The organism is Kosakonia pseudosacchari (genome assembly GCF_900184035.1).
In the GTDB taxonomy this organism is placed as follows: domain Bacteria; phylum Pseudomonadota; class Gammaproteobacteria; order Enterobacterales; family Enterobacteriaceae; genus Kosakonia; species Kosakonia pseudosacchari.
This window is the reverse complement of the sequence record NZ_FXWP01000013.1, coordinates 352,081-371,926: the sequence shown is the minus strand read 5'-3', so window position 1 is coordinate 371,926 and position 19,846 is coordinate 352,081. Positions and strand designations below refer to the sequence as shown.

At 55.9% G+C, this 19,846-nt stretch carries 19 protein-coding genes; 9 read left to right on the top strand and 10 right to left on the bottom strand.

Translation table 11 applies throughout. The features are described 5' to 3' along the window. Positions 1 to 60 precede the first annotated feature (60 nt). Positions 61 to 2,082, bottom strand: coding sequence for an excinuclease ABC subunit UvrB (gene uvrB, locus BN2591_RS11795; protein ID WP_086871659.1), 2,022 nt, complete (start codon positions 2,080 to 2,082; stop codon positions 61 to 63). Between the two features lie 751 nt (positions 2,083 to 2,833). Between uvrB and BN2591_RS11790 the strand changes: the two genes are divergently transcribed. Continuing rightward, on the top strand, positions 2,834 to 3,556 hold the full coding sequence (locus tag BN2591_RS11790) for an ABC transporter ATP-binding protein (protein ID WP_086871657.1): 723 nt from the start codon (positions 2,834 to 2,836) through the stop codon (positions 3,554 to 3,556). Here BN2591_RS11790 and bioD read toward each other — a convergent pair. From bioD to bioB, 4 genes are read right to left on the bottom strand one after another with little or no spacing between them, the layout of a single operon-like run. Beyond that, complete coding sequence (gene bioD, locus BN2591_RS11785) at positions 3,498 to 4,220, bottom strand: dethiobiotin synthase (RefSeq protein ID WP_086871655.1); 723 nt, start codon at positions 4,218 to 4,220, stop codon at positions 3,498 to 3,500. The genes BN2591_RS11790 and bioD overlap by 59 nt on opposite strands. After that, positions 4,213 to 4,962 (bottom strand): malonyl-ACP O-methyltransferase BioC, encoded by a 750-nt coding sequence (gene bioC, locus BN2591_RS11780; protein WP_086871653.1) that lies wholly within the window; start codon positions 4,960 to 4,962, stop codon positions 4,213 to 4,215. The genes bioD and bioC overlap by 8 nt, the downstream gene beginning before the upstream one ends. Beyond that, positions 4,949 to 6,103 carry an 8-amino-7-oxononanoate synthase gene (gene bioF / locus BN2591_RS11775; RefSeq protein ID WP_086871651.1) on the bottom strand — a complete coding sequence of 385 codons (1,155 nt, stop codon included), beginning with the start codon at positions 6,101 to 6,103 and terminating at the stop codon, positions 4,949 to 4,951. Before bioF ends, bioC begins: the two co-directional genes overlap by 14 nt. Further along, on the bottom strand, positions 6,100 to 7,140 hold the full coding sequence (gene bioB, locus BN2591_RS11770) for a biotin synthase BioB (RefSeq protein ID WP_086871649.1): 1,041 nt from the start codon (positions 7,138 to 7,140) through the stop codon (positions 6,100 to 6,102). Before bioB ends, bioF begins: the two co-directional genes overlap by 4 nt. Before the next feature lie 86 nt (positions 7,141 to 7,226). Here bioB and bioA point away from each other — a divergent pair, with 86 nt between their 5' ends. The 3 genes from bioA to BN2591_RS11755 all read left to right on the top strand — a co-directional run bounded on the left by bioA (position 7,227) and on the right by BN2591_RS11755 (position 10,434). Further along, the gene (gene bioA / locus BN2591_RS11765) at positions 7,227 to 8,513 is read left to right on the top strand and encodes an adenosylmethionine--8-amino-7-oxononanoate transaminase (protein WP_086871648.1); all 1,287 of its coding nucleotides are present in this window, start codon (positions 7,227 to 7,229) and stop codon (positions 8,511 to 8,513) included. Between the two features lie 46 nt (positions 8,514 to 8,559). After that, on the top strand, positions 8,560 to 9,036 hold the full coding sequence (locus BN2591_RS11760) for a kinase inhibitor (protein ID WP_017455978.1): 477 nt from the start codon (positions 8,560 to 8,562) through the stop codon (positions 9,034 to 9,036). A gap of 114 nt (positions 9,037 to 9,150) precedes the next feature. Further along, on the top strand, positions 9,151 to 10,434 hold the full coding sequence (locus BN2591_RS11755) for a putative acyl-CoA thioester hydrolase (protein WP_086871646.1): 1,284 nt from the start codon (positions 9,151 to 9,153) through the stop codon (positions 10,432 to 10,434). Between the two features lie 61 nt (positions 10,435 to 10,495). Here BN2591_RS11755 and pgl read toward each other — a convergent pair whose 3' ends face one another. Further along, positions 10,496 to 11,491, bottom strand: coding sequence for a 6-phosphogluconolactonase (gene pgl / locus BN2591_RS11750; protein ID WP_086871644.1), 996 nt, complete (start codon positions 11,489 to 11,491; stop codon positions 10,496 to 10,498). Positions 11,492 to 11,647: 156 nt separating this feature from the next. Between pgl and BN2591_RS11745 the strand changes: the two genes are divergently transcribed. Continuing rightward, complete coding sequence (locus BN2591_RS11745) at positions 11,648 to 12,466, top strand: pyridoxal phosphatase (protein WP_086871642.1); 819 nt, start codon at positions 11,648 to 11,650, stop codon at positions 12,464 to 12,466. 108 nt (positions 12,467 to 12,574) lie between these two features. On the opposite strand, the gene modC is transcribed toward BN2591_RS11745, so the two are convergent. The 4 genes from modC to BN2591_RS11725 all read right to left on the bottom strand — a co-directional run bounded on the left by modC (position 12,575) and on the right by BN2591_RS11725 (position 15,429). Then, a complete protein-coding gene (modC, locus tag BN2591_RS11740; RefSeq protein WP_086871639.1) occupies positions 12,575 to 13,633 on the bottom strand; it encodes a molybdenum ABC transporter ATP-binding protein ModC in 1,059 nt (352 codons plus the stop codon). Positions 13,634 to 13,635: 2 nt separating this feature from the next. Continuing rightward, on the bottom strand, positions 13,636 to 14,325 hold the full coding sequence (gene modB, locus BN2591_RS11735; RefSeq protein WP_086871637.1) for a molybdate ABC transporter permease subunit: 690 nt from the start codon (positions 14,323 to 14,325) through the stop codon (positions 13,636 to 13,638). Beyond that, positions 14,322 to 15,098: a molybdate ABC transporter substrate-binding protein gene (gene modA / locus BN2591_RS11730; RefSeq protein ID WP_086871635.1), complete on the bottom strand. Its 777-nt coding sequence runs from the start codon at positions 15,096 to 15,098 to the stop codon at positions 14,322 to 14,324. Before modA ends, modB begins: the two co-directional genes overlap by 4 nt. 181 nt (positions 15,099 to 15,279) lie before the next feature. Further along, positions 15,280 to 15,429 carry an AcrZ family multidrug efflux pump-associated protein gene (locus BN2591_RS11725; protein WP_017455971.1) on the bottom strand — a complete coding sequence of 50 codons (150 nt, stop codon included), beginning with the start codon at positions 15,427 to 15,429 and terminating at the stop codon, positions 15,280 to 15,282. Positions 15,430 to 15,593: 164 nt separating this feature from the next. On the opposite strand from BN2591_RS11725, the gene modE reads away from it, so the two are divergent. The 4 genes from modE to BN2591_RS11705 all read left to right on the top strand — a co-directional run bounded on the left by modE (position 15,594) and on the right by BN2591_RS11705 (position 19,713). Continuing rightward, a complete protein-coding gene (gene modE, locus BN2591_RS11720; protein WP_086871633.1) occupies positions 15,594 to 16,382 on the top strand; it encodes a molybdenum-dependent transcriptional regulator in 789 nt (262 codons plus the stop codon). 67 nt (positions 16,383 to 16,449) lie between these two features. Then, a complete protein-coding gene (modF, locus tag BN2591_RS11715) occupies positions 16,450 to 17,919 on the top strand; it encodes a molybdate ABC transporter ATP-binding protein ModF (RefSeq protein WP_086871631.1) in 1,470 nt (489 codons plus the stop codon). 174 nt (positions 17,920 to 18,093) lie between these two features. After that, positions 18,094 to 19,014 (top strand): DUF2167 domain-containing protein, encoded by a 921-nt coding sequence (locus BN2591_RS11710; RefSeq protein WP_086871629.1) that lies wholly within the window; start codon positions 18,094 to 18,096, stop codon positions 19,012 to 19,014. A gap of 3 nt (positions 19,015 to 19,017) precedes the next feature. Then, complete coding sequence (locus BN2591_RS11705) at positions 19,018 to 19,713, top strand: site-2 protease family protein (RefSeq protein WP_025263685.1); 696 nt, start codon at positions 19,018 to 19,020, stop codon at positions 19,711 to 19,713. Positions 19,714 to 19,846 lie beyond the last annotated feature (133 nt).

The following is a 19,846-nucleotide window of genomic DNA, read 5'->3' as shown; positions in this document are numbered from 1 at the left end:
AGAGAGCCCCGACAGGCTCTCTTTTTTGTTATTTTGTGCTGTCACGTCACCGCGCTGATTTCAGGATGCGGCAATAAACAGCTCGCGCAACTGGTGCAGTTGGTCGCGTACTTTCGCCGCCTCTTCGAACTCCAGGTTCTGCGCATGCTGCATCATCTGGCCTTCCAGCTCGTGGATTTTCTGCTGCAGCGCTTTCGGCGTTAACGCCAGTTCAGCCGCTTCCACCTGCGCAGGTGTGCGTGTTTTACCACGCCCTTTAGCACGCGTCTTCGCCAGCCCTTCGCCAAGCGCGAGAATATCCACCACTTTCTTATTCAGGCCCTGCGGGGTAATGCCGTGCTCTTCGTTATAGCGCTGCTGTTTTTCACGACGACGCTCGGTTTCACCAATCGCTTTCGCCATCGACGGCGTGATTTTGTCACCATAAAGAATTGCTTTACCGTTGATGTTACGCGCGGCGCGGCCAATCGTCTGGATGAGTGAGCGCTCAGAACGCAGGAAGCCCTCTTTGTCGGCATCCAGAATCGCCACCAGCGAGACTTCCGGCATATCCAGCCCCTCACGCAGCAAGTTGATGCCGACCAGCACATCGAACTCGCCAAGGCGCAAATCGCGGATAATCTCCATACGTTCAACCGTGTCGATATCCGAGTGCAGATAACGTACCCGTTCGCCGTGCTCTTCCAGATATTCCGTGAGATCTTCCGCCATGCGTTTGGTCAGCGTCGTCACCAGCACACGTTCGTTAATGGCGGCACGCTGGCGAATTTCAGAGAGCAAATCGTCCACCTGTGTCGCCACCGGGCGCACTTCAATTACCGGATCGAGCAGGCCGGTCGGGCGCACCACCTGATCAATCACTTCGCTGCCCGATTTCTCCAGCTCGTAATTGCCCGGTGTCGCCGAAACATAAATCGACTGCGGTGCCAGCGCTTCAAACTCTTCAAACTTTAACGGTCGGTTATCCAGCGCCGACGGCAGGCGGAAACCATACTCCACCAGCGTCTCTTTACGCGCGCGGTCACCACGATACATCCCGCCGATCTGCGGAATAGTCACGTGTGATTCGTCGATTACCAGCAGACCATCGGCGGGCAGGTAGTCGAATAGCGTCGGCGGCGGTTCGCCCGGCCCGCGCCCGGAAAGATAGCGCGAGTAGTTTTCAATCCCCGAGCAGTAGCCCAGCTCGTTCATCATCTCGAGGTCGAACTGCGTACGCTGGCTGAGCCGCTGCTCTTCCAGCAGTTTATTATTTTCCAGCAGCGACTTACGGCGTTCTGCCAGCTCAACTTTGATCTCTTCCATCGCCTGCACGATCCGCTCGCGCGGCGTCACATAGTGCGTTTTCGGGTAGATAGTGAAGCGCTGAATGCCCGACTCAATATGGCCGGTCAGCGGATCGAACAGCGACAGACGCTCAACCTCTTCATCGAATAATTCGATACGCAGCGCCAGATCGTCAGATTCCGCCGGGAACACATCGATAACTTCACCGCGCACGCGGAACGTGCCGCGCTGGAACGCCTGATCGTTGCGGGTATATTGCAGCTCCGCCAGGCGGCGCAGGATCGCGCGTTGATCGATGATCATGCCCTTAGTCAGGTGCAGCATCATTTTCAGATAGAGATCCGGATCGCCCAGACCATAGATGGCGGATACAGAGGCCACCACAATCACATCGCGACGCTCCAGCAGCGCCTTCGTCGCTGACAGACGCATCTGCTCAATATGTTCGTTCACCGAGGCATCTTTTTCGATAAAGGTGTCAGAACTTGGCACATACGCTTCCGGCTGGTAGTAGTCGTAGTAAGAGACGAAATACTCGACCGCGTTCTCCGGGAAGAACTCTTTCATTTCACCGTACAGCTGCGCGGCCAGCGTTTTATTCGGTGCCAGCACCATTGTCGGGCGCTGCAGATCGGCAATCACATTGGCGACGGTGAATGTCTTCCCTGACCCCGTCACTCCGAGTAACGTCTGGTGCGCCAGGCCGTCTTCCAGACCTTCCTTGAGGCGGCGGATAGCTTCAGGCTGATCGCCGGAGGGACGAAAAGCGGAATTCAGTTTGAACGGTTTACTCATGAACGGCTACCTGATGAAGGAATGAGCGGGCAGGTAACACATTTTACTCACCCTGTTCACTTTTGCCAATAAATAACACTGGATGAAAAAACAGTAGCGAAACAGGCAATTTGTTCTACTCCCCGTTAGGGCGCCGCTTCTCCCGTCAAATTTCAGCGCGGACAAGATAAAACACTAACCCTTTCAGGTTATCCCCAAAATTTTTCCTCTTTTAACATTTGTCAAGCGAGCCTTTGAAAGTTTTGTGGCAACGAGTGACACTTTTCTTACAGGCATTGCTTTTATATAACCTTTTGATTATTAAAAATAATTACAAAAAGACGTGTTTAACACCAATTCAGGCGAAACCCGCGTCCCTTCTCGCTTGCCGCATGTTTTCTAACTCTAATACACAAGGTTATCCACAGGAATAGTGGATAACTGCCGCCAGGCCGGATACCTCGCCTTCCCGCCAAATCCCATTTTGTCCCAGGCGAGTGCCGCTAAAAATTTTTTATCATTTCTTTTTGATAATTATCGGCAAACGAAACGCAGGATCCGCATGAGATCGTTCTCACAGATCCTGCTATTGCTGCACCACAACTCAACACTGCAGGCACTGGCAAAGTGCAGAATTTTTACCTGGCTTCTTCCCTCCTCACGTTTTAAAAGCCACTTTTCTCAGCGGCATCCGAAAAAAAAGCCTTTTTTATGTTCTGGCAAGCCTTTTGCAGAATCATCAAAGTCATCAGATCCGAACAAGGAGCGGACAATGTTGAGCTTACGGGCAGTAAACCAGTATTACGGTAATCAGCATACATTGTGGAATGTCGATCTCGATTTATCCCCCGGGGTCTGCACATCAGTTATTGGTTTGCCAGGCATGGGCAAGACGACACTGGTGAATTGCATCACTGGCTATTTACCCATTGAAAGCGGCAGCATGATTTGGCAGGACGCGGGCGCACCGCCGTGCGACTTGCTCTCTCTGCAAGCCGAACACCGCAGCGCCATCGGCATCAGCTATGTGCCGCAGGACAGGCGGATTTTTTCGCAACTTACCATTGAGGAAAATCTGCATGTCGCGATGCGCGCCGGCAGGGAGCCGGGCAGCGCAGTGCGGCGGGATATTTACGATTTGTTCCCCGAACTGTATGAGTTACGCCAGGTACGTGGCGCGGAGTTGTCAGAGGATAACCAACAACAGTTAGCGATGGCGCGGGCGCTGGTTACGCACCCACGGTTGTTGATCCTTGATGAGCCAACGCGCGGTCTGGGGCAGGCCTTTATTCATAAACTGGGCAATTTGATCGTGCGGCTCAACCAGGAGTTTGGCATGACCATTCTGCTGGCTGAACAGCACCTGTCATTTATTCGCCGGGTCGCCGATCGTTTCTGCCTGCTGCATCGCGGGCGCAATGTCGCGCAGGGCGAGGTTAAACAGCTTGATGATCCGCTGCTCTCAAAGTGGATGACGCCGGAGTCAGGACACTGAGATCAAGATAATGACCCGTTTTTTCTTTTTCCGGTGCGTGGGCAAACCAGGGAATTTCGCCAATCAGCGGAGCCTGCATCACGCGCCGAAGCGTCGCCAGATACTCAGTATGTCGCCTGCCCGGCTGCACGACATCGTTAGCAATCCAGCCTGCCAGCCGTAATCCCGCCTGGCGCACCGCCTGCGCGGTTAACATGGCATGGTTGATACAGCCAAGTTTTACGCCAACAACCAGAATCACCGGCAACTGCTCCTGTACCACCCAATCGGCGAAAGTGAGTGTCTCTGAAAGCGGTGTAAACCAGCCCCCCGCCCCTTCCACCAATAGCCACTGCGCCTGTGTTTCCAGCGCGCGCAGCCCGGCGGACATCACCTGCGCATCAATGGGCTCCCCTACATCGGCACTGACAATATGCGGTGAAGTTGGCTCCGCAAAGGTATACGGATTGACGGTTTTATAGGCCATCGGCAGGCTGCTGTGGTGTTGCAACGCCAGCGCATCGCTGTTGCGCAGCCCCTCTGCGGTCATCTCACTCCCGGAGGCCACCGGTTTATACCCCGCGCTGCGTAAACCACGCAGATTTGCCGCCTGCAAAAGCGCGCAACTGGCGACAGTTTTCCCGACTTCCGTATCCGTACCGGTCACAAAATAGCGTTCAATCACGGACGATCACTCCCCAAAAAAGATAGTACGTCAGCGGGCATTTGCCCTGCCGCTGCGGCCAGGCCAGCTGCAAGCGTTGCAGTTTGCCGCGTGTCAGCCCCTGCTGCCTGCCCGCATGTAAATGTGTTGCGCCAATACCTTTTAGCGAACGCAGCGCGGCGGTCGCATCGTCAAAGTGCAAGGTTATGGTCTCGACGCCACTACGCAGACGCCAGCCGTGCAAAGCCTGTTTGATGGCTGGCAAGGTTAAGAAACGATTGGCGTGCGGATGGTCGTCAATCTCGCGCCAGGCCTGATTTAGCTCCGGCAGTGATGCGGCTGCCAGCGTGGTGAACGCGACACAACCGCCGGGTCGGGTCACGCGATACAACTCCCCGACAGCCTGGCGCAAATCATCACACCACTGCACCGCCAGGTTGCTCCAGACCAGCGAAAATTGCGCCTCCGCCAGCGGCATGGCTTCAATATCCCCCCTCACGTAGCGCTGCGCGCTGTGCTGACGGCGTGCCTCATCGAGCATATTCGCCGAGAGATCCAACGCCGTTACCTCACCGCCCTGCCCGCGCCAGTAGCGGCTCATCGCGCCGGGCCCGCAACCGGCGTCCAGCACCTGAGCTGGCGTAATAGCGCCCAACTGCGCTAACAGCAGATCGGCGCTCCGGCGCTGTAATTCGTCGTGTTGCGCGTAACTGTGCGCCGCGCGGCCAAAAGCAGCAGCCACCGCCTGTTTATTCACCGTCATGCAAGGCCTCCAGCAAGCGCTCGATATCGTCGAACTGGTGCTCTGCCGTCAGCGTCAGGCGCAAACGCGCCGTGCCCGGCGGCACAGTGGGCGGGCGAATCGCAGTCACCCAACAGCCGCGCTGACGCAAGCGTTCAGCCAACCGCAATGCCCGGCTATTTTCCCCCACGATCAGCGGCTGGATTGCGCTGGTGGAATCCGTCATCGTGACGGATGCGTGTGCCACGCTAGTGCGAAAATGGGTAATCAGCGCCGCCAGTTTTTCACGCCGCGCATGACCGTCGTCGCTACGAATAACCCGCAATGACGCACCCAGCGCCACGGCCTGTGCCGGCGGCATCGAGGTGCTGTAAATCAGATGGCGGGCAAATTGCAGCAGATAATCCGCCACCGTGTCGCTGCACAACACCGCCGCACCGCTGACACCAAAACCTTTGCCGAAGGTCACCACCAGCACGTGCGGCTTGATGCCCTGCAGGTGACAACTGCCGCGCCCCTGTTCGCCCACCACGCCAATACCGTGTGCATCATCCACCATCAACCAGGCCTGCGCTTCCCGCGTGGCATCAGCAATGGTCGCCAGCGGTGCGCTATCGCCATCCATGCTGAATACGCCCTCGGTCACCACCAGTTGCTGTCCGGTAAGTGGTTTTGCCAGCAGCATAGTCAATTGCCCGACATCGTTATGCGCGAAACGCCGCAGCTGCGCCGGGCTGTGGCTGGCGGCTTCCAGCAGTGAGGCGTGGCTTAATTTGTCGGCGACAATCCGGTCATCCTTTCCCGTCAGCGCAGCAATCACCGCCTGATTGGCGGCAAAACCGGAGATAAACAGCAACGCGCGCGAGTAACCGAGCCAGTCGGCCAGTTCCTCCTCCAGTTCCCGGTGCGCTGTGGTGTAACCACTCACATGCCCGGAACCGCCGCTGCCCACGCCATAACGTTCCGCGCCCTGTTGCCAGGCGCGGATCACGGCGGGATGTTGGCTTAAACCGAGGTAATCATTACTGGAGAAGTTGCAAAAGCGCTGATCGCCAAGCGTAAGCCAGCGCCCCGCCCCCTGCGAGACAGCACGCCTTGTGCGCAACGCATCCGCCGCGCGGCGCTCATCGAGTGCGGCATCAATACGCTGTTGCCAGCTCATACGGCTGCCGCGTTGTAATACTGGTCGGTATCGGCGTGCAATAACTGTTGCTCAAGCTGCTGCTGTTGTTCGTTGTCGCCGTTCAGTACTGCCGTCTGCTGCGGGTTCAGGCCGAGCTTACGGAACAGTTGCAGGTCTTTATCCTCTTCCGGGTTCGGCGTGGTAAGCAGTTTGCAGCCGTAGAAAATGGAGTTCGCCCCGGCCATAAAACACATTGCCTGAGTCTGCTCGTTCATCTGCTCGCGTCCGGCAGAAAGACGCACATGCGAGGTCGGCATCATGATGCGCGCAACCGCGATGGTGCGGATAAAGTCAAAGGCGTCGACGTCCTCGTTATCCGCCAGCGGCGTGCCTTTTACTTTGACCAGCATATTGATCGGCACGCTTTCCGGCGGTGTCGGCAGGTTCGCCAGTTGCAATAACAGACCGGCACGATCGTTGACCGTTTCGCCAAGACCAACAATGCCGCCGGAGCAAACTTTGATGCCCGCGTCGCGCACTTTATCGAGCGTGTCGAGGCGCTCCTGGTAAGTACGCGTGGTGATGATATTGCCGTAAAACTCCGGCGAGGTGTCAAGATTGTGGTTGTAGTAATCCAGCCCGGCGGAAGCCAGCCGCTGCGCCTGGTTTTCATTGAGCGTGCCCAGCGTCATGCAGGCTTCCAGCCCCATCGCTTTCACCCCTTCAACCATTTTTTCGAGGTACGGCATGTCGCGATCGTGCGGATTTTTCCACGCTGCGCCCATGCAAAAACGCGTCGATCCTGCGCGTTTCGCCTGGCGAGCGGATTCCAGCACCTGTTCAACTTCCATTAACCGTTCGGACTCCAGCCCGGTTTTATACCGCGCGCTCTGCGGGCAGTATTTGCAATCTTCCGGGCAGGCACCGGTTTTAATCGACAGCAAGGTGCTGACCTGAACCTGGCGGGGATCAAAATGTTGACGGTGTACCTGCTGCGCTTCAAACAGCAGTTCCAGGAGGGGTTTTTCAAACAGCGCAGTGACTTGCGACATTGTCCAGCGTGCGTGGTGAGCCATCGGGCGTCTCCAAAGGGTGTTGTTAAATCGTTATTCGGTGTAGACTCGTAAACCTAAAACTTTTTAATTTGGTTTACAAGTCGATTATGACCCTGGACGATCTCGCCTTTGACACGCGACATATCTGGCATCCTTACACCTCCATGACCTCCCCGCTGCCGGTTTACCCGGTACAGTCCGCACAGGGTTGCGAGCTGATACTCAGCAGCGGCGAACACCTGGTGGACGGCATGTCCTCCTGGTGGGCGGCAATCCACGGCTACGGGCACCCGGCGATTAACGCGGCGATGAAAGCGCAAATCGACGCGGTATCCCATGTGATGTTTGGCGGCATTACCCATCAACCGGCAGTCGATTTGTGCCGCAAACTGGTGACAATGACGCCAGAGCCGCTGGAGTGCGTATTTCTGGCCGACTCCGGTTCCGTGGCTGTTGAAGTGGCAATGAAGATGGCGCTGCAGTACTGGCAGGCGAAAGGCGAGCCGCGACAGCGTTTTCTTACCTTCCGTAACGGCTATCACGGCGACACATTTGGCGCGATGTCGGTCTGCGATCCGGATAACTCCATGCACAGCCTGTGGAAAGGCTATTTGCCGGAAAACCTGTTTGCCCCCGCGCCGCAAAGCCGTTTTGACGGCGAATGGGACGAACGTGACATGGTGGCCTTCGCGCGTCTGATGGCGGCGCATCGCCATGAGATTGCGGCGGTGATTGTAGAGCCAGTCGTGCAGGGTGCGGGCGGCATGCGCCTCTATCATCCGGAATGGCTGAGGCGCATCCGTAGGATGTGCGACCGGGAAGGCATTTTGCTGATTGCCGATGAAATCGCCACTGGCTTTGGCCGCACCGGCAAGCTGTTTGCCTGTGAACATGCCGGGATCGCCCCGGACATTCTGTGCCTTGGCAAAGCGCTGACCGGCGGCACCATGACGCTTTCGGCAACGCTCACCACGCGCAATGTGGCCGACACCATCAGCAACGGCGAAGCGGGTTGCTTTATGCACGGGCCAACATTTATGGGTAATCCGCTGGCCTGCGCGGCAGCTCACGCCAGCCTCGGGATTTTACAAAGCGGCGCGTGGCAAACGCAGGTAGCGGCTATCGAGAGGCAGCTAAAAGCGGAGCTGATGCCCGCGCGCGAAGCGGCCAATGTTGCCGATGTGCGCGTACTGGGGGCCATCGGCGTGGTGGAAACCCGCTCGCCAGTCAATATGGCGGCGCTACAACGTTTCTTTGTTGAACAAGGTGTATGGGTGCGTCCGTTTGGCCGGCTGATCTACCTGATGCCGCCCTATATCATCACCCCGGCGCAGCTCTCCCGTTTGACCCGTGCCGTCAATGCCGCCGTGCTGCGCGATGACCTTTTTGCCTGAGATCGGCTACACTTCCCGGCACGCATGAAAAGCAGAAGGAGTGCATATGAAGTTGGTCAGCCATGATTTACGCGACGGCGAAAAGCTGCCGCATCGCCAGGTGTTCAACGGTATGGGCTACGATGGCGACAATATTTCCCCGCATCTGGCGTGGGATGAAGTGCCTGCCGGCACCAAGAGTTTTGTCGTGACCTGCTACGACCCGGATGCGCCAACGGGCTCCGGCTGGTGGCACTGGGTGGTAGCGAACCTTCCCGCCGATACGCGCGTTCTGCCGCAAGGCGCGGGTTCCGGTCTGGCGGCATTACCGGATGGCGCGGTGCAGACACGCACCGATTTCGGCAAAGCCGGTTACGGCGGCGCGGCACCGCCAAAAGGTGAAACCCATCGTTATATTTTTACCGTACATGCTCTGGACGTAGAGCGCATTGAGGTCGACGAAAACGCCAGCGGCGCGATGGTTGGTTTTAATGTCCACTTCCATGCGCTTTCCAGCGCCTCGATCACCGCCCTTTTTAGCTGAAATTCACGGGATTTACAGCCGATTGTACAAATCGGCTTCCCGTTTCGCTCAACTTAGTATAAAAAAGCAGGCTTTGAAGTCCTCTTTCAACTTTTGCATAGTCTGGAGCTCCCCTTGAACACATCATCGGTTTCCCGTCTGGCGCTGGCGCTCGCTTTTGGCGTGACACTGACCGCCTGTAGCTCAACCCCGCCAGCGGAACGTCCGTCTGAACAGAAAGCGCCTGGCACCGCCGCGCGCCCGATCCTCAGCGCAGGTGAAGCGAAAAACTTTGTAGCGGACCGCTATTTTACCGCCATGACGCCGGATAACGCGGCATGGAAACCGGTCGCCATCCGCCTGCCGGAAAAAGCGAATTTCGTGGTTGGCCCTGCCGGCACGCCGGGTGTGACGCACACCACCATTCAGGCTGCGGTTGATGCGGCAATCAACAAACATGCCAGCGATCGTCAGTACATCGCGGTGATGCCGGGCGAATATGAAGGCACGGTGTATGTGCCTGCCGCGTCCGGCAGCGTGACCATTTACGGTACCGGCGAGAAAGCGCTGGATGTGAAAATCAAACAGGCTATCGATGCCGAAATGGACCCGAACAGCTGGCGCCGTCTGGTCAATCCGTCGGGCAAATATATGCCGGGCAAACCGGCGTGGTATATGTTCGATAACTGCCAGAGCAAACGCACTGCAACTGTCGGCGTAATGTGTTCTGCGGTCTTCTGGTCACAGAATAACGGCCTGCAGCTGCAAAACCTGACCATCGAAAATACGCTGGGTGACAGCGTCGACGCGGGCAACCACCAGGCGGTGGCACTGCGCAGCGATGGCGATAAAGTGCAGATCAACAACGTTAATATTCTGGGCCGCCAGAACACCTTCTTTGTCACCAACAGCGGCGTGGATAACACCCTGCGTACCGATCGTCAGACCCGTACGCTGGTAACCAACAGCTACCTTGAAGGTGATGTCGATATCGTGGCTGGTCGCGGCGCGGTGGTGTTTGATAACACCGACTTCCGCGTAGTGAACTCGCGCACCCAGCAGGAAGGTTATGTGTTCGCACCCGCCACCCTGTCTAATCTGTATTACGGTTTCCTTGCCGTGAACAGCCGCTTTAACGCCGCCGGTAACGGGGTTGCGCAGCTCGGCCGTTCACTGGATGTTGATGGCAACACCAACGGCCAGGTGGTGATCCGCGATAGCGTGATCAACGAAGGCTTTAACGTAGCGAAACCGTGGGCCGATGCCGCCGTTTCCGGTCGTGCTTACGCCGGTAACACCGGAACCGTCGACGATAAAGGTAACGTGCAGCGCGAGCTGAACAACCCGCAGTTCAACCGCATGTGGGAGTTCAACAACCGCGGCGTGGGCAGCCAGGTTGTGGCGATGCCGAAAAATTGAGCCGATCCTGATAATAAAAAACCTCGCCGTGGCGAGGTTTTTTTATGCGCGAAATGCAGCATCAGAAGGCGTTAACCACGACCCACATTGGCCCCTGGCCTACGGCATAGCGGGCTTTTTCGGTCAGCAGTCCTTGCTCGCCACTAATCTCGTACACCGCAATGTGGTGCGATTTCTGCCCGGCGGCAATCAGGTATTGGCCGCGATTATCAATATTGAAGCCGCGCGGCTGCGTTTCTGTTGGCTGGAAGCCTTCGATAGCCAGTACGCTACCATCTTCCGAAACGCTGAACACGGTGATAATGCTGGCGGTGCGATCGCAGGTATAAAGATGGCGACCATCCGGCGTGATATGAATATCCGCCGCCCAGCGCGTGTCGCTGAAATCAGCAGGCATCATATCCAGCGTCTGCACACACTCAATGTTGCCGTGCGCGTCGCTGAGCTGCCAGACATCCACCGAACTGTTGAGTTCATTGACGCAGTAGGCGAAACGCTGGTTCGGATGAAACGCCATATGACGCGGGCCGGCGCCCTCGACAGTGGTGACTTCCGCGGGCTCCTGCGCCGTCAGGTTACCGTCATCGGCCAGGGTAAACAGGCAGATGCGATCCTGTTTCAGTGCCGGTGTCCACAACGTACGGTTGTCAGGGGAGATATTCGCTGAGTGGCACCCTTCCAGCCCTTCCACCACATCAACAACCCCGGTCGGCAGGCCATCTTCCAGACGGACAACACTCACACTGCCCGCGTTGTAGGACGCGCTGAACAGGAAGCGCCCGCTGCGATCGGTCGAAATATGCGTCGGGCTGCCCGGCAGCGGAGATTCCGCGGCGAAAGTCAGGGCGCCATCATCCGGCGCAATGCGATACGCGATAACGCGAAACTCAGGGCGAACCCCGACATAGAGGTAACGTTTATCCGGGCTGACGACCATCGGCTGCACCTGGCCGGGCACATCCACCACCTGGACAAGCGTCAGGCTACCTTCAGAGTTCAGGCGCCAGACGTGGATCTGCTGACTTTCCGGGCTGGCGGTATAAACGGTTTGTTTCATGAACGCTCCTTTCCTCTAATTCTTCTTTGCATTAAGTAACCAGGATAGCTGCTTTTGTTGGTTGATGCTGAATTTTACCCGGAGATTTTGCGCAGCCGGTGACCCGGTGTACCATCCCCGGACATTTGAATTTCAACATCGACCACGGAATACGATATGACTTCGCGCGTGATTGCACTGGATTTAGACGGTACGCTACTGACCCCGAAAAAAACGCTTCTGCCCTCATCCCTTGAAGCGCTGGCTCGCGCAAAAGCCGCCGGACATCAACTCATTATCGTGACAGGTCGGCATCATGTTGCCATCCACCCTTTTTATCAGGCACTGGCGCTGGATACACCTGCAATTTGCTGTAATGGCACTTATTTGTATGATTATCATGCAAAAAAAGTGTTAAGCGCCGATCCATTGCCGGTTTTACAAGCCCAGCAGTTAATCACACTGCTTGATGAGCATGCGGTTCACGGCCTGATGTATGTCGACAACGCTATGCTGTATGAAAAACCAACGGGTCATGTTGAGCGCACCAACACCTGGGCGCAACAGTTACCGCCAGAGCAGCGCCCGGTCTTCCGGCAAGTGGCTTCCCTGCGCACAGCGGCGCAGGAAGTGGAGGCTATCTGGAAATTCGCGCTCACCGATACCGACACGCAGAAACTGAAAAATTTTGCCCACCACGTGGAGCAAACCCTGGGGCTGGAGTGCGAATGGTCATGGCATGATCAGGTCGATATTGCCCGCGCGGGCAATAGCAAAGGCAAACGTCTGCGCGAATGGGTGGCGTCACAGGGGCTATCGATGAAAGACGTGGTGGCATTTGGTGATAACTATAACGATATCAGCATGCTGGAAGCCGCCGGTGTCGGCGTGGCGATGGGCAATGCCGACGATGCGGTAAAAGCCCATGCGAATGTAGTGATTGGCGACAACACCGTCGACAGCATTGCGCAATTTATCTACAAAGAACTGCTGTAAACGGCGGCCCAGGTTCACCGGTAAAAGATGACGCCCCTGACGCAGGGGCGAATACCGGGCGTGGGATGATGTCATCGCCCAATGAATCGCAGCTTGCGTATCCGCCGCTCACGCGGTTATCGACACGCTTTTGATTTGCGCATATAACCACTGACCTGGCTTCACGGCCAGCTCATCTCTGGCCCACGGACTGATACGCGCCCACAGAGTACGGCTACCCACTTCCAGTTGCACTTCCACCTGGCCGTCGATATCAAAACATTGCGCCACTTTCGCACGCAGAATATTACGGATACTGGTATTCATCGGTGGCTGCAGGACCAGCGAAACATCCGTCGCCTGAATACGGATCCGCAGCGCGCTTTGCAGCGGAAGGTCAATCTTGTTGACCCAAATGTGCTGATCGCCGAGCGCCAGCGCCGTCATCGCATAGTGCGGATGGTGCTCCAGCACCACCACTTTCAACACGCTACTTTGTTGCTCCGCCGGTAGCCACGGGTTCATTACGCGGCTACCCCAGACATCTTCCAGGCTGCCGAAGGCCTTCACTTCTCCCGCCTCCAGCACCATCACTTTATCCGCCAGATGCAGAATTTCATCCAGGGAGTGGCTGACATACAGCATCGGGATATTGATCTCCCGCGCCAGCCGTTGCAGGTACGGCAGCAATTCGCGCTTACGCGGAATATCCAGCGACGCCAGTGGCTCATCCAGCAATAGCAGCTCCGGCGCGGTTAATAACGCACGACCAATTGCCACCCGCTGCTTTTCCCCACCGGAAAGCCCGCCGGGTAAACGATCCAGTAACGGCTCGATACCGAGTAACGCCACCAGTTTGTCAAACTGGCCAGCCATGGATTTGGCCATGCCGTAACGCAGGTTTCCGCGCACTTTGTAATGGGGAAACAACCGTGCATCCTGGAAAACATAGCCGACACGCCGCTTCTCCGGCGGCAGGCAAATTTTGCTTTCGGTATCAAACAGCACGCGATTATTGAGCGTTATCCGCCCTTGCTGCGGATGTGTCAGGCCGCCAATCGCGTTGATTAACGACGTTTTCCCGGCACCCGAAACGCCAAAAATGGCGGTGATGCCGCTGGCGGGCAGCGTTTCAGCAATGCGTAAGCGATGCGTCCCCAGCGTCTGGGTAAAATTCAGCTCCAGCATGGTTATCTCCCTGTCCTTTCGCGGCTAATGCGCGCCAGCCATTCAGAAACCAACAGCGAAACCAGCGCCAGCACAATCGAGATAATACATAACCGCGCCGCCGCGCCTTCACCGCCAGGCGTCTGAATCAGGGTGTACATGGCAGAAGGAATGGTGCGGGTTTCACCCGGAATATTGGAAACAAAGGTGATCGTCGCGCCGAATTCACCCAGTGAACGGGCAAAGGCCAGCACCGTGCCGACGATAATCCCTGGCAAGGTAAGCGGTAATGTGATGGTGAGAAAAACGCGCCAGCGCCCGGCACCTAACGTACGAGCCGCCTGCTCCAGTCTGGTATCAACCCCCTCAAGTGCCAGACGGATAGCGCGCACCATCAGCGGGAAGGACATCACCGCGGCGGCCAACACCGCGCCGCGCCAGCTAAAGGCAAAGGTGATACCAAACCAGTCATACAACCACTGGCCAATGAAACCGCGTCGTCCCATCGCCACCAGTAATAAATACCCCACCACCACCGGCGGCAGTACCAGCGGCAGATGCAGCAAACTGTCGAGCAGCGCTTTGCCCGGAAACGTGCAGCGTACCAGCAACCAGGCAAAGAAGATCCCAAAGGGCAAACTGAATAACACCGCCAGGGATGAGACTTTCAGGCTCAGCAAAACCGCCTGCCATTCGGGATCCGTCAATATCATTGGTGCGTTGTAAATCCGTAACGTTTAAAGATTTCAGAAGCCTGCGGGCCTTTCAGATAGTCATAAAACGCCGTTACCGTCGCGTTTTTATGACCGTCGATAATAGCCAGCGGGTATTCAACTTTTTGGTGTGAATCTTCCGGGAAAGTCCCGACCACTTTCACCCCTTTACTGGCAACCGCGTCAGAGCCGTAAACAATGCCGAGCGGCGCTTCGCTGCGTTCCACCAGCGCCAGCGCCCCGCGCACATCTTCCGCCGGAGCCAGCTTCGGCGACAGGGTTTCCCACGCGCCCAGTTTGGTCAATGCGTCTTTGGCATAAATCCCTGCCGGAACATGTTCCGGGTCGCCAACGGCCACACGTCCGCCTTTCAGCAGACTATTCCAGTCGGTTTTAGCATTAATGACGATATCGCCCTGCGCACTGCTTTTAGGTGCCACAACCACCAGGCTGTTACCAAGTAGTGTTACGCGGGTTGCAGTATCGATAGATTTTTTCTCTACCGCGTAATCCATCCATTTCTGATCGGCAGAAATGAACAGATCCGCGGGTGCTCCCGCTTCAATCTGGCGCGCCAGTGTCGAAGAAGAAGCAAACGAGGAGACCACCTCGACGTTTTTCTCTTTTTTATAGGCCGCCGCGATATCCTGCATTGCGTTGGTCAGTGACGCTGCGGCAAAAACGGTAATTTTACCTTCATCCGCCAGAGCATGCCCGGCAACGGAGAGCGTTAATGCCGCCCCGGCCAAAAGGCGTAACCATGTACGTGCCATTTGTAACTCCTGTGAGTATCGTTATATACAAAAAAACATAACGATATTACCAGAGTTTCCCGGCGGTTAGGTAATACCCATCAAGAATTAGCGACCTATTTAAATATATCGGCAGGAAGTGGGGAAATCTTGAATATCTGACAGATAAACGCCCGCGAAAGCGGGCGTTTGCAAGAGAGGATCAGCGTTGCTGACGGCTTTGATCGCGGCGACCGACGCCGGAAAACACGTTAAACACTTCACCCAGGCCATAAATCAGCCCCAGGATAATCGCCATCACGACAGGCACCATGACGACGGCAAACACCAGGCTTTTCAACAACTCAAACATAGTCGTCTCCAGAAATTGTCAACGGGGCATTCTAGCCTTATTCAGGTGAAAAACACTCGCCTTTTGTGCGATTGGCCTCGCAACGTTATGCGCATTCACCGGCATCAGGCTAGGTTTAGTGACGGTTTTCCTTCACAATAGTTCTTTTGCCAGGACATTGCGTAATGCAGGCTGAAATTCTCCTCACACTCAAACTCCAGCAGCGCCTTTTTGCCGATCCGCGTCGTATCTCCCTGCTCAAGCAGATAGTTGAAACCGGCTCCATCAGCCAGGGCGCGAAGAACGCTGGCATCAGTTATAAAAGCGCCTGGGACGCCATTAATGAGATGAACCAACTCAGCGAACAGCCGCTGGTTGACCGCGCGACCGGCGGTAAAGGCGGCGGCGGCGCGGTGGTGACGCGCTACGGGCAACGCTTAATTGAACTTTACGATCTGTTAGCGCAAATCCAGCAAAAAGCGTTTGACGTGCTGAGTAATGATGACGCCCTGCCGTTAAACAGCCTGCTGGCGGCGATTTCGCGATTCTCACTGCAGACCAGCGCCCGCAACCAGTGGTTTGGCACTATAACCGCGCGCGAACACAACGACGTGCAGCAACATGTCGACGTGTTGCTGGCGGACGGCGAAACCCGCCTCAAAGTCGCTATCACCGCGCAAAGCGGCGAACGCCTGGGCCTCGACGAAGGCAAAGAGGTGCTGGTGCTGCTGAAAGCGCCGTGGGTGAGCATCACACAAGATGCCAAACGCGCCGCGCAGGCGGATAACCAGCTTACCGGGCGCATCAGCCATATCGAGCGCGGCGAGCAACAGAGTGAAGTGCTGATGACACTGCCTGACGGCCAGGTGCTGTGCGCCACCGTGCCGACGCACGAGATGGATAATTTGCAGGAACAGAGCGAAGTGACCGCATATTTTAATGCCGATCGCGTGATTATCGCCACGTTATGCTAATCGCATTGACAAGATAGTCCATTGCACGTATCCCTGAGTTTCTTCGCTGCAAAAAATGGGATACATCATGTCGTCATTGCAAATTTCGCAAGGTACGTTTCGTCTTAGCGACACCCGCACGCTGCATATTGAACACTTAGCGCTACGCGCTGGCGAAAGTTGGGCTTTTGTCGGCGCGAATGGCAGCGGCAAGTCAGCGCTTGCTCGCGCGCTGGCGGGGGAGTTGACCTTGCTGAAAGGTGAACGTCAGTGCCAGTTTACCCGCCTCACCCGCCTCTCTTTTGAGCAGTTACAAAAACTGGTCATCGACGAGTGGCAGCGCAATAACACCGATATGCTCAGCCCCGACGAAGAGGATACCGGGCGTACCACCGCCGAGATTATTCAGGATGAGGTGCAAGACGCGCAGCGCTGCGCACAACTGGCGACACAGTTTGGCATCGCACATCTGCTGGAGAGGCGCTTTAAATACCTCTCGACCGGCGAAACCCGTAAAACGCTGCTGTGCCAGGCCCTGATGTCCGAACCGGATTTACTGATCCTGGATGAGCCTTTCGACGGGCTTGACGTCCATTCACGCCAGCAACTGGCAGAGTTGCTTGCGCGCCTCAATGCCGACGGCTTTACACTGGTGCTGGTGCTGAACCGCTTTGATGAGATCCCGGACTTCGTGCAATACGCTGGGGTTCTGGTGGATTGCTCGCTCACAGAGACCGGAGAAAAAGCAGCCCTGCTGCAACAAGCGTTGATCGCCCAGTTAGCCCACAGCGAAAAATTATCCGGTATCACGTTGCCGGAACCGGATGCGCCCCCGGCGCGCGAAACATTGAACGCAGACGCGCCGCTTATCGTGCTGAACGATGGTGTTGTCTCTTATAACGACCGGCCAATCATCGATCACCTTTCATGGACGGTAAACCCCGGTGAGCACTGGCAGATTGTCGGCCCGAACGGCGCAGGCAAATCTACTCTACTGAGCCTGATAACCGGCGATCATCCGCAGGGCTACAGCAATGATTTGACGCTGTTTGGCCGTCGTCGCGGCAGCGGTGAAACCATCTGGGATATCAAAAAGCATATTGGCTATGTCAGCAGCAGCCTGCATCTGGATTACCGCGTCAGCACCAACGTGCGTAATGTGATCCTCTCTGGCTATTTCGATTCGATTGGTATTTACCAGGCGGTATCGGACAAACAACACAAACTGGCACAACGCTGGCTGGATATTTTAGGTTTCGATACGCACACTGCCGACGCACCGTTTAATAGCCTTTCCTGGGGTCAGCAGCGGCTGGCGCTGATTGTACGGGCGCTGGTCAAGCACCCGACGCTGCTCATTCTTGATGAACCGTTACAGGGCCTTGATCCTTTAAACCGCCAGCTTATTCGCCGCTTTGTTGATGTATTAATTAGCGAAGGCGAAACCCAGCTATTATTTGTTTCGCACCATGCCGGCGACGCGCCCGCTTGTATTACCCACCGGCTGGAATTTGTACCAGAAGGTGACGGATATCGTTATCAACTTACATCACAATAATTAGGGGGATGGTTCAATTTAGCAGGATATGATGTAATAGCCCCGTTTTAAATAAGCAACATAATAACGATCTCTGACTGGTCAGTTGGCAACATAAAATTGTCGGCGGCCAGTTTTTGTTATGGCAAGAAAAAAGCCCGTCGATAGACGCCGGGTAAAAATTACGGGACTATGATGAATCAATTCCTCCGCATGACCCGCGCCGTTTCTCTGGCCGCGGCGCTGTTACTGGGTTTCTGCAGTGTCGCGTTCGCCGATGAGAACGCGCAGACATCCGCTTCCGGGCAGGAAGCACAATTAAAACAAGCCGTCGAAAATATGCAGCGAGCCAGTATTCATGGCCCGCATAAAATTGATCTGGGTAATCAGGCGATTCTGAACCTGCCCGAAGGTTTCGCTTATATTCCGTCACAGCAGGCTGCGGTATTTATGCGCGCGCTGGGTAACCATGTTGATAACAACTCTTTTTATGGTCTGGTATTCAGTAATGATATTTCTGGCTTTGTCTCTATTGAATATGCCGATGCCGGTTATATCAAAGATGACGATGCCAAAGACTGGGATGCCGACGAACTGCTGAGTAATTTGCAGGAAGGCACCAAAGCGGGCAATAAAGAGCGTAGCGAAAAAGGCATCCCGCCAATTGAAGTATTGGGTTGGGTAGAAAAACCAACCTACGAATCGGCGACGCATCGCCTGATTTGGTCTGCGGCAATCCGCGATATTGGCAGCAACGTGCCGGAAAAAGAACAGGGTGTTAACTACAACACCTACCTGCTGGGTCGTGAAGGTTATCTGTCGTTAAACCTGGTAACCGATCGCGGCGCCGTTGAGCAGGAAAAACCACTCGCCAAAACGTTACTCAACGCCGTGACCTTTAACGACGGCAAAAAATACAGCGACTTTAATGCCTCTACCGACAAAATTGCCGAATATGGCCTGGCGGCGCTGATTGGTGGTCTTGCGGCGAAAAAATTGGGCCTGCTGGCGCTTATCGGCGTGACGTTGCTGAAGTTCTGGAAACTTGGCCTGATCGCCGTGGCGGCATTCGGCATGGGCGTGAAAAAAATGCTGTTTCGCAAAAAAGCCGGGTAAGCCATGAGCATGCTCTTGCTGCTGCTTAAAGGGGCAAGCCTCGGGAAGTTTTTCCTTTCCGGGGCCACCATGCTGCTGTCGATCGCCACTTACGCGCTCGCCTTCGGCTGGCCTTATGCGACCGGGTTTGTGGTGCTGTTGTTTTGCCATGAGCTGGGACACTATCTGGCGGCGCGTCAACGTGGGTTAGCGACGGGATTACCGATGTTTATCCCCTTTGTGGGTGCCTGGATCGCGTTGAAAGATGAGCTGCCAGATGCGGAAACCGAAGCCTGGGTCGGCATTGCCGGCCCGCTGCTCGGTTCGCTTGCTGCCCTCGGTTGCTACTATCTGGCGGAGTATTTCCACAGTTCGCTGCTGATGGCGGTGGCCTATTCCGGTTTTGTCCTTAATCTGTTTAACTTGATCCCCGTGCCGCCGCTGGATGGCGGGCGCATTACGGTCGCCATCTCGCGCAAGATCTGGTATCTGGGCATTCCCGTACTGTTGGGTTTCTTTTATCTTCACCCGAGCCCGTTGTTACTGCTGGTGTGCTTTCTCGCGGCATCCCAAATCTGGGCGCGACGCCATGATCAACCCAATCTCGACACGCTGACCCCTGGCAAACGTCTGGAATATACGCTTTTGTACTTCGGGCTGATTGCCTGGCTCTCCCTGATGACTTATAACCTCCACGAGGCGTTATCCGGCTTTCGCTGACGCTGCCTGCGTTGCTGCACCGCAGTAACGTCATTTTAAGACTTTTTACTTACGTCGGACGAACCCCGCTATTGCGGGGTTTTTCTGGCGTTTACCCCGCAAACCGGCTGGCAGAAAATTGAGTGTAAACGAT

Coding starts and splice junctions, on each gene's coding strand:
- modA (WP_086871635.1), bottom strand. CDS start 15,098: ATGGCACGTACATGGTTACGCCTTTTGGCCGGGGCGGCATTAACGCTC.
- modB (WP_086871637.1), bottom strand. CDS start 14,325: ATGATATTGACGGATCCCGAATGGCAGGCGGTTTTGCTGAGCCTGAAA.
- bioB (WP_086871649.1), bottom strand. CDS start 7,140: ATGGCTCACCACGCACGCTGGACAATGTCGCAAGTCACTGCGCTGTTT.
- BN2591_RS11760 (WP_017455978.1), top strand. CDS start 8,560: ATGAAGTTGGTCAGCCATGATTTACGCGACGGCGAAAAGCTGCCGCAT.
- bioF (WP_086871651.1), bottom strand. CDS start 6,103: ATGAGCTGGCAACAGCGTATTGATGCCGCACTCGATGAGCGCCGCGCG.
- BN2591_RS11790 (WP_086871657.1), top strand. CDS start 2,834: ATGTTGAGCTTACGGGCAGTAAACCAGTATTACGGTAATCAGCATACA.
- modE (WP_086871633.1), top strand. CDS start 15,594: ATGCAGGCTGAAATTCTCCTCACACTCAAACTCCAGCAGCGCCTTTTT.
- bioC (WP_086871653.1), bottom strand. CDS start 4,962: ATGACGGTGAATAAACAGGCGGTGGCTGCTGCTTTTGGCCGCGCGGCG.
- BN2591_RS11725 (WP_017455971.1), bottom strand. CDS start 15,429: ATGTTTGAGTTGTTGAAAAGCCTGGTGTTTGCCGTCGTCATGGTGCCT.
- BN2591_RS11710 (WP_086871629.1), top strand. CDS start 18,094: ATGAATCAATTCCTCCGCATGACCCGCGCCGTTTCTCTGGCCGCGGCG.
- modF (WP_086871631.1), top strand. CDS start 16,450: ATGTCGTCATTGCAAATTTCGCAAGGTACGTTTCGTCTTAGCGACACC.
- bioA (WP_086871648.1), top strand. CDS start 7,227: ATGACCCTGGACGATCTCGCCTTTGACACGCGACATATCTGGCATCCT.
- BN2591_RS11745 (WP_086871642.1), top strand. CDS start 11,648: ATGACTTCGCGCGTGATTGCACTGGATTTAGACGGTACGCTACTGACC.
- modC (WP_086871639.1), bottom strand. CDS start 13,633: ATGCTGGAGCTGAATTTTACCCAGACGCTGGGGACGCATCGCTTACGC.
- pgl (WP_086871644.1), bottom strand. CDS start 11,491: ATGAAACAAACCGTTTATACCGCCAGCCCGGAAAGTCAGCAGATCCAC.
- uvrB (WP_086871659.1), bottom strand. CDS start 2,082: ATGAGTAAACCGTTCAAACTGAATTCCGCTTTTCGTCCCTCCGGCGAT.
- BN2591_RS11705 (WP_025263685.1), top strand. CDS start 19,018: ATGAGCATGCTCTTGCTGCTGCTTAAAGGGGCAAGCCTCGGGAAGTTT.